This window comes from Fodinibius sp. (assembly GCF_034521915.1).
Taxonomy (GTDB): Bacteria; Bacteroidota; Rhodothermia; order Balneolales; family Balneolaceae; genus Fodinibius.
In genome coordinates, this window is record NZ_JAXHLU010000013.1 from 56,350 (window position 1) to 69,686 (window position 13,337).

Annotated in this window: 11 protein-coding genes; 6 read left to right on the top strand and 5 right to left on the bottom strand. The window is 43.0% G+C overall.

The genetic code is table 11. The features are described from left to right. Positions 1-41 precede the first annotated feature (41 nt). Positions 42-2,006: an aconitate hydratase gene (locus U5J89_RS08530; RefSeq protein ID WP_322575192.1), complete on the bottom strand. Its 1,965-nt coding sequence runs from the start codon at positions 2,004-2,006 to the stop codon at positions 42-44. Positions 2,007-2,250: 244 nt separating this feature from the next. Here U5J89_RS08530 and U5J89_RS08535 point away from each other — a divergent pair, with 244 nt between their 5' ends. From U5J89_RS08535 to U5J89_RS08545, 3 genes are all read left to right on the top strand, one after another. Next, a complete protein-coding gene (locus U5J89_RS08535; RefSeq protein WP_322575193.1) occupies positions 2,251-2,544 on the top strand; it encodes an HU family DNA-binding protein in 294 nt (97 codons plus the stop codon). Beyond that, the gene (locus U5J89_RS08540) at positions 2,537-4,240 is read left to right on the top strand and encodes an HU family DNA-binding protein (protein WP_322575194.1); all 1,704 of its coding nucleotides are present in this window, start codon (positions 2,537-2,539) and stop codon (positions 4,238-4,240) included. Before U5J89_RS08535 ends, U5J89_RS08540 begins: the two co-directional genes overlap by 8 nt. A gap of 69 nt (positions 4,241-4,309) precedes the next feature. Next, complete coding sequence (locus tag U5J89_RS08545) at positions 4,310-4,630, top strand: Dabb family protein (RefSeq protein ID WP_322575195.1); 321 nt, start codon at positions 4,310-4,312, stop codon at positions 4,628-4,630. 57 nt (positions 4,631-4,687) lie between these two features. Here the strand turns inward: U5J89_RS08545 and U5J89_RS08550 are convergent, their stop codons facing one another. Both U5J89_RS08550 and U5J89_RS08555 read right to left on the bottom strand, forming a co-directional pair. Then, complete coding sequence (locus U5J89_RS08550) at positions 4,688-5,485, bottom strand: type 1 glutamine amidotransferase (protein ID WP_322575196.1); 798 nt, start codon at positions 5,483-5,485, stop codon at positions 4,688-4,690. After that, complete coding sequence (locus U5J89_RS08555; RefSeq protein ID WP_322575197.1) at positions 5,472-6,476, bottom strand: amidoligase family protein; 1,005 nt, start codon at positions 6,474-6,476, stop codon at positions 5,472-5,474. The genes U5J89_RS08550 and U5J89_RS08555 overlap by 14 nt, the downstream gene beginning before the upstream one ends. Positions 6,477-6,587: 111 nt before the next feature. Between U5J89_RS08555 and U5J89_RS08560 the strand changes: the two genes are divergently transcribed. Together U5J89_RS08560 and U5J89_RS08565 are read left to right on the top strand one after the other, a co-directional pair. Further along, a complete protein-coding gene (locus U5J89_RS08560) occupies positions 6,588-7,883 on the top strand; it encodes an amidohydrolase family protein (protein WP_322575198.1) in 1,296 nt (431 codons plus the stop codon). Between the two features lie 74 nt (positions 7,884-7,957). Next, positions 7,958-9,169, top strand: coding sequence for an amidohydrolase family protein (locus tag U5J89_RS08565; protein ID WP_322575199.1), 1,212 nt, complete (start codon positions 7,958-7,960; stop codon positions 9,167-9,169). Between the two features lie 192 nt (positions 9,170-9,361). On the opposite strand, the gene add is transcribed toward U5J89_RS08565, so the two are convergent. After that, positions 9,362-10,357 carry an adenosine deaminase gene (add, locus tag U5J89_RS08570; protein ID WP_322575200.1) on the bottom strand — a complete coding sequence of 332 codons (996 nt, stop codon included), beginning with the start codon at positions 10,355-10,357 and terminating at the stop codon, positions 9,362-9,364. Between the two features lie 210 nt (positions 10,358-10,567). Here add and U5J89_RS08575 point away from each other — a divergent pair, with 210 nt between their 5' ends. After that, the gene (locus tag U5J89_RS08575) at positions 10,568-12,460 is read left to right on the top strand and encodes an ABC-F family ATP-binding cassette domain-containing protein (protein WP_322575201.1); all 1,893 of its coding nucleotides are present in this window, start codon (positions 10,568-10,570) and stop codon (positions 12,458-12,460) included. 23 nt (positions 12,461-12,483) lie between these two features. Here the strand turns inward: U5J89_RS08575 and U5J89_RS08580 are convergent, their stop codons facing one another. Beyond that, a complete protein-coding gene (locus U5J89_RS08580) occupies positions 12,484-13,263 on the bottom strand; it encodes a phosphatase PAP2 family protein (RefSeq protein ID WP_322575202.1) in 780 nt (259 codons plus the stop codon). Positions 13,264-13,337: the final 74 nt, after the last annotated feature.

The window sequence follows — 13,337 nt, forward strand, 5'->3', positions numbered from 1 at the left end:
AAAAATCGGAGCCCTGATAATGCTTTACCAAAACGGATTTATTATCCCGCTTTCTTTTTCGCCTTAAAGTGATTGATAACACCACCATATAACACAGCTTCCTTTTGTCGATCACTGAAGGTGTGTTTTACAGTATATTTATTGCCCTTCGTCTTGTTGTGAATAACAACTTCATTGCCATTTTTAATAGCTTCTTGGATGTCATTTACTTCAAGAATATCACCCTGGTCAATATCTTCGTAATCCGCATCGTTTTCGAATTCTAACGGTGGAATTCCGAAATTAATCAGGTTTTGCCAGCCAATACGAGCATAACTTTTAGCAATTACAGCCCGCATGCCAAGGTATCGTGGTGCAATAGCTGCGTGCTCACGACTGGATCCCTGCGCGTAGTTTTCACCCGCAATCACTACATGTCCGTCGTGCTCTTCTTTGGCTTCCATCGCACGATCATGGAAATTTTCATCCACAACATCGAGCGTAAACTTGCTTATTTCGGGGATGTTACTGCGATAAGGAAGCACTTCAGCTCCGGCACGAAGAATTTCATCGGTTGAAATATCATCGCCCATCTTCAATAGTACAGGAACATCAAAGTCCTTTAGCTCATCAAAGTCGGGCATCGTTGAAATATTAGGTCCTTTCTTGATTTCGCCACGCTCCTCTTTGGGCTTAGGCGGCGTTAGCATCTCAGTATTAACAACCAGCTTCTCCGGATGTTCGTACTTGGGATACTTCATATTGTAAAGATCTTCAAGATCCCGGGGATCGGTTATCTTACCCGTTAATGCCGAAGCTGCCGCTGTTTCAGGACTTACCAAGAACACGGAATCTTCGGGCGTTCCCGAGCGATCGGGGAAGTTACGCGGAACGGTACGCAAGCTGTTCTGTCCTGTTGCAGGCGCCTGCCCCATCCCGATGCAACCGTTACATCCGGCCTGGTGAATACGAGCACCGGACTGTACCAGGTTATACATCACGTTGTTCTTGACCATATTCTCAATGATCTGTCGTGATGTGGGATTGATATCCCAAGAAACATTATCATTTACTGTTTTGTCTTTTACAATCTCAGATGCCATCCAGAAATCGCGATATCCCGGATTTGCGGAAGATCCGACATAGGACTGATAAATATCTTGCCCTTCCACTTCGCGAACTGGAACGACATTACCAGGGCTGCTGGGCAGAGCAATAAGCGGTTCTACATCATCAAGCACAAGTTCTTCGTATTTATGATACTCAGCACCTTCATCGGCTTTCAGCTCAACAAATTCGTGGCCACGCTCTTGTGATTCCATAAAGCGACGCACTTCGCCATCCGCAGGAAATACCGTACTGGTTGCGCCCATCTCAGTTCCCATGTTCGCAATTACGTGACGGTCCATCGTAGAGAGATTTTTCAATCCTTCACCAAAATATTCAATCACATATCCGGTTGCACCGTCAACATCATAACGACGAAGCATTTCGAGCACCACATCTTTGGCACTTACCCAATCAGGAAGATTTCCTTTTATTTCAACACCTAACACTTTAGGCATTTTTATATATAGGGGTTCACCGGCGATAGCAAAAGCTACATCAAGTCCGCCCGAACCAATAGCGAGCATTCCCATACATCCGGCCGCAGGAGTATGACTATCGGAACCCGCCAATGTTTTTCCGGGTATGGCAAAACGTTCCGTTTCAATAGGATGGCTTACCCCATTTCCAGGACGGCTAAACCACATTCCAAATCGTTCAGCAGCAGATTTTAGAAATACGTGGTCATCCGGATTTTTAAAGTCCGTTTGGATCAAATTGTGATCAACATATTGGCACGACATTTCGGTTTGTGCCTCATCCAGTTCCATGGCCTCAAGTTCAAGCATCACCATAGTTCCAGTGGCATCTTGCGTAAGGGTTTGATCAATTTTAAGACCAATTTCCTGGCCGGGAACCATTTCACCATCAACGAGATGGCTTTTGATTAGTTTTTCAGTAACATTAAGTGGTTTACTCATAAATATTTTTAGATTTATTTTCCGCTGTACAGTTGATTACACTATAGTAAAACTCTTTTAAAATCGTTTCTTAAAATACCGGACAACACCCCTATTCTTCAAGTAAATGTACAAGAAATAATAATTTATACATATTCTAAGCTATAGGAAGAAATATATACTTAGTTTTTAAAGTTTTTTTTCTTAATTAACAGTACCTCTTATAATAATAAAGTTAGTGAGATAATTTGAGTTTAATATTCGTATGAATACGAGCGATGTAGTAGCGATTCTTGCCGAAAATTGGGATATGACCCAAGCTGAAGCACGCGAATTATTAGATGTTATTACGCAGACATTTAATGAAAATATTGCTACCGGAAATTCTTTTACGATACCTAAACTGGGAACGTTTAGTACTAAAACTCGAAAAAAAAGAAAATCCTATAATCCTCACTATGAGCAATATATGGAGTTACCTCCAAAACGGGTTGTTGATTTTAATCCCAGCCAGGGACTAAAGGAAGACTTCAAACAAGCGGATATAAGCGATGAGTGAAAAAGTTACATTTGGAGAACTTGTTGAGTCGATTGCTGAGGAAACGGAACACTCCGAGCAGTTTACTCATGATTTTCTCAAGGATTTTGTGGACGTCATTCATGGCGGACTTGAAGGGGACGGCAAGGTGAATATTGCCGGCTTTGGAAAGTTTGAACTTCAGCGCGTGGATGAACGCGAGGGATATAATCCACAAACTGAAGAGAAGATAACAATTCCGGCCCACAATAAAGTGGTCTTCAAGCCCTACAAAGATCTCAGAGAGCTTGTAAATGCTCCCTATGCACATATGGAACCACAGCTGATAGAAGAAGAGGAAACAAAAACTTCTGAAAAAGAGCCACCATCCCCTGATCAACAAACAAGGGATTCCCAAACAGAAAAGTCCGGTGTTGAGGGTGATAGAAGCACTGACGATGAAACTGAGCAATTAAAAAAGGAAGAGAAATCGGAACCTGATTTTACAGAAAGTTCAAAAGAACAGAAACCCAATGAAGACGATTTCATTCCTACTGCTCCCCCCACTTTGCACGAACAAGATAGCGACGAGGATGAAACCAGTGATAAGGGGCAAGAAGAAGACCAGAAATCTCCTTTTAATTTGGGAGAACAGCAAGATTCGGATGAGGATATAGATATAACACAGTCCTCAAGTTCTGATGATGATGACAACGGTGATATTGTAGAATTCAATGCTACTCAGTTGGATGACGAAGATGATCTACTTGAAAAGTTCATCGGTTCAGAAGAAAAAGAACATCAAGATGAACACTCCGGAGATTTAAAAGACGAAGAAGAACTTGAGTCAGAAAAAAACGAGCCAAAAGAAATTGAAGATGAGCCAAATGAAGTAGCATCAAACGAGGAAGACGACAAAGAGAAAGAATCATCGAAGTCTGAAGAAGAAGTATTGGCAGAAGAAGTTGAAAAGCTTGAAGAAGCTGCAGAAGATTTAAAGCAGGATCAACCTGATCAGTCGAATCAGGAAGAGGAAAAGTCTCCCCTCACCACTCCTACTGCGGTAAGTCGTGCATCCGACCGAAGTTCTTCGTTTTCTTATGTAGCGGCAGCTGCAATTATTTTACTGCTCATTGCGGGAGGAGCTTGGTATTACAGCACCTTATCAACAAATGATACTACTATGATTTCTTCATCGGAAGAACCAACAGCCTCGGCTGATGCTACCAACCAACAGAATAATAACAATCAACAGCAGCCGGCAGAGCCAGAAGAGGCTGACGACGATGCTCAACAAGCAGCACAAAATCAAACACAATCAGCAACACCTTCTTCAGCAACATCACAATCAACAACTAATAATACGGCCAATAATCAGGCTGTTGAAATTCAAAAAGGACAAACCTTGTGGAGTCTTGCCGAGGAACGCTATGGAAATCCTCGTTTATGGCCCTGGATTTACGGCAACAATGGTTCTCTTGATGATCCCGACCTGATTTATGCCGGAAGTTCACTTTCAGTTCCCCTGCCATCGGGACCGCAGAATACCCTCACCGGCACTGATTCGGTGGGTGTTGCAAAAGGATTTATCGCCACCTATAAATGGTATAAAAGCAATGAGCAATCCAAAGCAAAAAATCACCTTTGGGCTGCCAAGTTATATCACGATGATTTACAACAACTTGCTGATATACCCATAGATAAAACAGATCTTTCTTATGCCAACAGAGCCCGCTAACGGTTAGTTTGGCAAACCTTAGACCATTAAATAAAATTTATAATAAAAGCACACCATAGGAGTAAATATATGATTCGTCACGTAGTTATGTGGAAATTAAAAGAGGAAGCGGAAGGTGCCACCAAGGAAAAGAATGCCGAAAAAATGAAACTTATCCTGGAAGGCCTAAAAGTAAATATTGATGAAATTAAAAATGTGGAAGTCGGAATCAATATTTCTGATGATGATGACGAAGCCGGTTCACCGTATGATGTGGTGCTGATCTCTGATTTTGAAACCGAGCTGGACTACACCATGTATACCCGGGATGAAAATCACAAAAAAGCCGTGAAATTTATTAACTCGGTAATCGAAGAACGCCACTTTGTCGATTACAAAGTAGATACCTAAGAGTTGATACATACAATATTATTCAGAGCAGGGGTTCATACTAAAAGCCCCTGCTTTTTATTTTCTCATCCTTACCCTGGCTTCTGTAACCAGCTGCTTAAAAATACGTCGCTGTGGCGGTATCTGCGGCATATATTCAGGGTGCCACTGTACACCCAAAATAAAATTCCGTTCAGTATGTTCAATAGCTTGTACAATGCCATTTTCTTCGCGCGCAACAATAGCTAACTCCTCTCCAAGCTCATCCACCGCCTGATGATGCAGCGCATTCACCCAAATCCTGTTAAAAGCCAGAATATCAAATAACTTGCTCTGTTCATCCACCTTCACCCTCTTTTTGGGCCATACACTATGTATCCTGGGCACTTCGGTATAGTAACTCGCAATATCCTGATGAAGAGTCCCCCCAAAATGAATATTTAGCAGCTGAGCTCCTCTGCATATACCCAGTATGGGGATATTTTTATCCACAGCCTGTTTAATCAGATCAAACTCGAGTTCGTCACGGTTGTTATCTACATCCTCTGATGATGCCGAAAAAATCTTCCGCACAAAGTAAATGATTGGAAAAAATAAAACTGTCAACAGATAGGTAAAAAATTTACGCAGACTCGATATTTTTTCATCCTTCAAAAACAGGTCCCCAATATCCTCTGCCCCATATCGTTCGGGATTAATATCTGCGCCACCTCCAATTATAAGTCCGTGAATATCTGCATCGGGCAACCCTTTTTGTGGATGAATACGAATAGCACGTCCCCCGTGCAAAAACACAGCAAACCAAGTAAACCACCAAGCTGCACGGCCTCCTTTATCGGGTCCCGTCACTCCTATATTTGGTCTATGCTTGCTCATCAAGATCCAGTAAAATTTCCAGGGTATTTGCCCATTCTTTACGAAAAGATATTACCGTTTCATCTCGTCGCAGTAGATATAACCGACTTAATTTCTCAAGCATTTCATTATTACTAACAAGCTTTTCAACCACCAGCCAGTGATTCCATTCATCTGCAAAGCGCCATTCCGGATCATCAATCCTGCTGTTGGGTAAACGATAATGATAAGTAGGCCGCGGATCGTTCTTCTCCCCCTCCATCACCGGTGCAATAAGCTTTTCATTCAGCATTCCAAAAATGGGCATCATATCCACCGGACGATTACGAGTAGGATTAAACTCGATATAGTCCTCGATAAATTGATCAACATCGGGTACATAATCAGGATTCAATATCTTTTTCACATATTTATCGGGGAAGGGATCCACAAACGGAGAAATTCGACGTGTCATGTCAATGTCAAGTGCCTTAAGCAGCCACGGATATACAATCATAAAAGCACGTAAGTAATCGAGTAGCGTAGTTAATTTCAGATCTGGAGATTCAATATTCAGGTGCATCCCAAAAGCATGCACCATAGAAGCATAAGTGCCCTTTGCTTTGTTTTGCTGAAGAGCTTCGCGTAATCGTTCCAGCTGATCGAGCTCCTGAATGGTAACCGGCGGCATAACAATTTCCAATGGTACCACCGATCGCGCCATTTTATCGACCACATCTTCTATCGACTTACGGATAGAATCTTCCTCCAGACTGATACCCAGCTTATCAAAAATATTTTCTTCGGCCATTCTCCGAAGAACACGCGCATCCAGTTCCACTCTAAAATCACCTAAATCAGTATCAGTAATATTTATATGGTACCTGTGCTCTTCAGCTATTTCCCCGCCAAAAACGGATGCAATTATTTCAGCAGCCTGCATAGGTTCAATACCGGCGAACTCGATCTCAAGGCCAACCTTTCTGAGGTTACCGTCTTTATTTTTTGTAATCGGAGGTAATAAAAAGGACATTGTAAAAACTTGAAAAGGAGCGTATTGATAATTTGCCAACAAATCAGCTTCTTAGCATAATCAAGTTTTAAACGACTGCAAAATATCATTAACAAAATTCAGGAAAAATTTATGAAACGACTCATCGGGCTTAGTCTGCTGCTGATCTTCTTCTTACCCATCATGTCTGCAGCCCAGTCAACCAAAGTTTTTACAGGAGCTAAAATAATACCTATAAGTGGCGAACCCATTGATAACGGAGTGCTCGTCACAAAAGGTGATAAAATTGTTGCTGTGGGATCGGAGGGTGAAGTTGACATTCCATCCAATGCAAGAGAATTCGATGTGTCCGGAAAAGTTATTATGCCCGGACTCGTAGACTCTCACTCCCATATTGGCGATGGTGATGGCGGTGATCGCTCTGCAGCACTCCATCCCGATACGCGAATTATCGACAGCATTGATCCGCACAGCGAAACATTCAAAAAAGCACTGGCCGGTGGCGTAACAACCGTCAATGTAATGCCCGGCTCGGGTCATTTAATGAGTGGACAAACGGCCTATCTCAAACTCCGTAAGGCAGATAAAATTGAGGAAATGCTTTTCGTAGATGATCCCAGGCACGAGATAGCCGGCGGACTTAAAATGGCAAACGGTACTAACTCCATAGGAGATCCTCCTTTCCCGGGAACACGGGCAAAATCAGCTTCGATGGTTCGGAAACTATTTATAAAAGCACAAGACTATAAAGAAAAAGTAGAAGAGGCCGACGGTGATCCCGAAAAAATGCCTAAGCGCGATATAGGTATGGAAGCCTTGGTTGAGGTACTGAATGGGGAGCGTATCGTCCACTTTCATACTCATCGTCACTACGATATCCTCACGGCTATTCGGCTTTCCGAAGAGTTTGGTTTTCGTCTGGTATTACATCATGTAAGCGAAGCATGGAAAATTGCCGATGAAATTGCAGAAGCTGATGTCCCTGCCTCTATTATTGTATTGGATGCACCTGGAGGAAAGCCCGAAGCAGCAGACATCAAATACAAAAATGGTGCTGTTTTAGAGAAAGCTGGCGTAACAGTGGGTTATCATACGGATGCTTCTATTACCGATACGCGACTGTTTTTGCGATCAGGAGCATTTGGCGTACGCGCAGGTATGAGTCGTGAGGCAGCACTCAAAGCACTAACGATCGAAAATGCTAAAATGATGGATCTGCAAGATCGTGTAGGAACGCTCGAAGCCGGCAAGGATGCCGATTTTGTGGTGTTATCCGGCGATCCGCTGAGCGTTTATACCAAAGTTGAACAAACATGGGTTGAAGGGATCAAGCGATTTGATTACTCCAATCCCAAAGATCGCAAGTATTCCACCGGCGGTTATGATGTATTCAGAGGTTCGGCTCATAATCATCACGGTGATAAATAATGCACTGCATCTCAAACACAATGTTGAGTTTGATTCAACATCTTCAAGAATTTAAGCTTCAAAAAATTAGCGCTATGAAAAAACGAATTACACTTCTTGCTTTCACACTATTGGTTGGATTAAGTACCGTTACACAAGCACAAAGGGCTGTGCAGGCCGATACACTATACACTATGGAAGGTGAAAAAATTGTGAATGGTATTGTCCTTATTGCAAATGACAAAATTGAAGCCGTGGGCTCAGCTTCACAAATTGACATTCCTTCTGATTATGAAACTCATCAGGCTTCGGTTGTTACACCGGGTTTGGTGGATGCCCACAGCGTGGTAGGTCTGGCCGGCATCTACAACCGGGATGATGACCAAAACCAGCTGGAAACCTCAGATCCCATCCAACCCGAATTGCGAGCCTTCGATGCCTATAACGCACGCGAGCAACTGGTAAAATTTGTCCTCGATAAAGGCGTAACGACCACCCATACAGGACATGGTCCCGGGGCTCTGGCCAGCGGACAAACGATGATAGCCAAGACGCCGTACAATACGGTTGAGGATGCACTGGTAGATTCTGCAACAACCGTCGCTTTTACGCTCGGCTCTACCGTTGGACGTAATTTTGACAGTCCCGGCACAAGTGCCAAAGGCATTGCTATGCTCCGGCAAAAGTTTATCGACGCACAGGAATATCTCGAAAAACGTCAGGCTGATGATCTCGATAAGCGTCCCGCTAAAGATTTAAAAATGGAAGCTCTTGCTGACGTACTTAATGGCGAACTTACTGCATTGATAACCGCTCAACGCTCTAATGATATTATGTCGGCCCTGCGACTGCAGGAAGAATTCGGCTTTGATATGATTTTGGACGGTGCAGCCGAAGCGTATTTACTAATAGATGAAATCAAAAAAGCAGGTGTTCCGGTTATTATTCACCCTACCATGGTGCGCACTTATGGCGCAACTCAAAACGCCAGCTTTACCACGGCAAGTAAATTGGCCGAAGCGGGTATCCCTTTCGCTTTTCAAAGTGGATTCGAAAGCTACGTGCCTAAAACCCGTATTATTCTCTACGAAGCAGCCATTGCTACCAGCTATGGACTTGATCGGGAAAAGGCTTTATACGCTTTGACCAAAGCTCCCGCTGAAATACTGGGTATTGCTAACCGCGTTGGATCACTGGCAGAAGGCAAAGATGCTGATCTGGTATTATTTGATGGCGACCCGCTCGAATATACAACTCATATTAGTTCTGTAATCGTAGACGGGAAAGTGGTGAAGAAAAAAGAATAGATGTTAAATTAAAACCTAAGGGTTTTCATAAATATTTATCAGAGGGTTTGCAAAACCTTACTGTCATCGCGCCTTGTCCCGCCCATGCGGGGAATATAATGCAGCGATCTCCTTTTACCAGCTTTGATCAGAAGATTGCTTCACAGGCTCGCAATGACGTGCTTTATTTTCGGGATTTTGCAAATCTCTCTGTCAATTGTTTGCATAGGCTTCGCGGATTATTCCGCGGAGCTTTTCTTTTGTTTGCTCATCTGTAAAAGCGTGATTAATAGCCTCAATATTACAGCGTAATAACTGATCAACATCCCAATCAAAAAGATCGGAGAGCATTTGGTATTCCTCCTCTAAAGTTACATTAGAAATAGTGCGCGTATCTGTATTTACGCTCAACGAAATTCCTTCTTCGTAAAGAGAATTAATGGAATGATCAGAAATAGTATCAAAAACATTGGTCTGTACATTGCTTGTAGGACACACCTCCAAATGAATTTCGTGATCCTTTAAATAATCAAGCAGTTCATCATCTTCCGCGCTTCGAACCCCGTGACCTATTCGTGAAGGCTTAAAATTAATGAGCGTCTCCCAAACGCTTTCTGCTCCACAGGCTTCTCCCGCATGAGCAGTACAGTTAAATCCTTTTTCATTCGCATATTCAAAAGCAGAAATATGATTATCGATGGGAAAACCCGCTTCGTCAGCAGCAATATCAAATCCCACCACCCTGCTGTCAGAAAACTGTTCCACAAGCTTAACCGTCTCCATACTCTGATCTTCAGAATAATGGCGTAACGTACATAAAATGATACCGGCCTCAATTCCCGTTTCATTTACTTGTTCCTCTACTGCTGCATTTACGGCCTCAACGACTTCTTCTGCCGACAAATCTTTCCTTGTATGCAGCAGCGGAGCAAAACGAATTTCAGCGTAGATCACATTATCTGCCTGTAACTGTTTAAATAAATCATCAGTTACCAATTGCAGTGCTTCGCGATCCTGCATCAAAACTACAGCACTTTCGGATCGACTGATATAATCGGCCAAATCCCGGCATTTATCCGGTGCAATAAACTGTTCACGGAACTTCTCTTCGTTTATTATTTGCGGATCTAATTGCTGCACAACATCAAAACTTAGTGAACAGTCCAAATGTAAATGTAGCTCAACTTTGGGAAGCGCAGAAAATGGCATATCAATATTCAATTATTAATTTGTAGTAAAGCTACTGAAAATCGGGAATTTATCAGAAAGCACAAATAAGCTCTGCAATGGAATAGCAAAATATTCTTTTTTGCAGTGATTTGGTATGATCCACGTTTCTAAGTGGTGCTTGGGTTCCTTATTTTGCATAGCAATAAAAATCAGCTATCAAATCATCTGTTTTAGCATCATCGATCATTCATGACATATCTCTCCACTGAAAACCTGGCAAAAAATTACGGGCACAAGGTACTATTTGAAGGCCTTACCTTTGGAATATCCGAAGGAGACAAAACAGCCCTTATTGCCGAAAATGGCACAGGTAAATCTACACTCCTTCATATTTTAGCCGGCAAAGAAACGCCGGACGAGGGCAAGGTGATGATCCAAAATGACGTCAGTATCGGTTTCCTTGAACAGGATCCCCAGCTCGACGAAAGCCTTACTATCCGTGATTATATAGCGCAGAGCAACAATGAAATGGTGCGGTTGATTCAGGAATACGAACGCGCTGCAGAGGCTCAGGCCAAAGATTATAACGAAGAAACACAGCAAGCATTTCAAAAGGCCGCTTCCAAAATGGATGCTGCCAACGCCTGGGATTACGAACAGCGCATGGAGCAAATTCTTGGGAAGCTCAGCATCCACGATTTGGATCAATCCATTGCAACCCTTTCGGGCGGACAGCGAAAGCGCGTGGCCCTGGCTTTTGTGTTGCTGGATGATCCCGACATGCTCATTCTCGATGAGCCGACTAACCACTTGGATGTAGAGATGATCGAGTGGCTGGAAGACTACCTTAAATCAACCAATAAAACGCTGTTGATGGTAACGCACGATCGCTATTTCCTGGATCGGGTATGCGATCACATCATTGAGCTGGAAAACGGCAAGCTTTATCATCACCAGGGAAATTACCAGTACTTTTTGCAAAAACGCGCTGAACGTCGAGAGGTTGAACGCAAACGCGCCCATAAGGCTAATCAGCTATATAAGCAGGAACTGGAGTGGATGCGCCGATCACCAAAAGCACGAACCAGTAAATCCAAATCACGCATCGATGATTTCAAGGAGCTTGAAGATGAGCTCGATACCGGGCCCGATGGTCCCGAACTGCGTCTGCAAATGGATATGCAGCGCATGGGCGGTAAAATTTTGGAACTGCTCAATGTTTCCAAAAGCTACGGGGATGAGAAAATCCTGGACAGCTTTTACTATGATTTTGAGAAAGGCGAACGCATAGGCATCATCGGTGAAAATGGAGTAGGCAAAAGCACCTTTTTAAAGATTCTTACCGGTGAAGAGTCATTTGATTCTGGTAAACGGCGTGTAGGAGAAACGATCGTCTTTGGTCATTACCGCCAGGAAGGACTCAATTTTGATGAGGAACAGCGCGTAATTGATGTCATCGAAGAAGTGCGCAAAGTAGTGGAACTGGCAGATGGATCAAAAATATCGGCATCGCAATTCCTCAAGCACTTCATGTTCACTTCCGATATGCAGTATACGCCGGTTAAAAACCTGAGCGGCGGTGAAAAACGCCGGCTGAGTCTTATGATGGTACTGCTGGAAAATCCAAATTTCCTGGTTCTTGATGAGCCTACCAACGATCTGGATCTGCTTACTCTCAATAAAATCGAAGAGTTCTTGATGGGATTTGAAGGTTGCCTGGTTATAGCTTCGCACGACCGCTTTTTTATGGATAAGCTGGTTGATCACTACCTTGTTTTTGAAGGAGAAGGAAAAATTCATGACCATCACGGTTCCTATGAAGAATATCGTCAGCTCAAAAAAGAACGTAAAGCCAAGAAACGCGCGAAAAAGAAGGCAGAATCTTCGACATCCCAAAATGGGCAGAAAACACCATCAGGCAATTATGATGAGCGTCTGAGCTATAACGAACGCCGCGAGTACAATAAGCTGGAAGATAAGATTGCGAAGTTGGAAGAAAAGAAAGAAGAGCTCGAAGCTGAAATCAGCGGCGGCGAACTAAATCACGAAGAGCTTCGCGAAAAATCAGATGAATACTCAGCATTAAAAGCTGAAATTGAGGAGTGTACGGAACGCTGGTTTGAACTGGCCGAGCGAGCTTGAAAAATTCTATCTATAACTCTTCACTAAAATGATAAATTAACACTAAGCGCCACACTGTTTCTACTGGCGACTGGCATAATTTTTACGCGCTCAGATTGAATATTTAAATGCCTTTTCGAAAGATAATAAGCCATTGAAAATCCAATAGCTGCACCTGCAGTAACATCGCTCAACCAATGGCGCCCCTTTGCAACACGGGCAATAGCCGTTCCAACCGGAATAGCCATCAATGAGTAGGTTATTGGTCCGGGATAATAAATCACCCAAGGTGTTAGAAAAGCAAATGCCGTAGCTGTATGGCCTGACGGAAATGAAGTCGCGCCGAGCTCCGCAAACTCCATATCGAACGGTCCTTCATTGTGAATAGGACGTTCACGAGCAAAAAGAAATTTCCCGGCATTAACCGTAAGATTAGTCATTATCAACGACTGCAATGAAGTAAAAGCTGCATCCTGAAATTTCGTGTTTTTAGTCAACAGCGAAGTGCCAAAAATACCCGCTGAAATCGGTACTACGGTCTCCCAAGCACCCCACCGGTTTGTGAAATCCAAAACCGAAGAATCCGAGTAATACCGTCGCATGCTGCCACTTATATTAGCATCAGACGCCGACATTGCAGCTATACCCATCCCAAATGAAGCCATAGTTAAAACCTGGTCGCCTTGAATATTCGAAACCATATTCACAGGATCATCTTTAAGCCACCGCAAAAAACGCTTATTATCCTGCTGACAGTAGGCGCACTTCACCCCAACCAACAAAACAAGCAGTGCTATAAATGATATGACTATTTGTTTCTTCACTGCACCATATATAATAATAACAAAATTAAAAACAAATACTTGGCGATATATTTTTCATCAATAATTTTTTAATC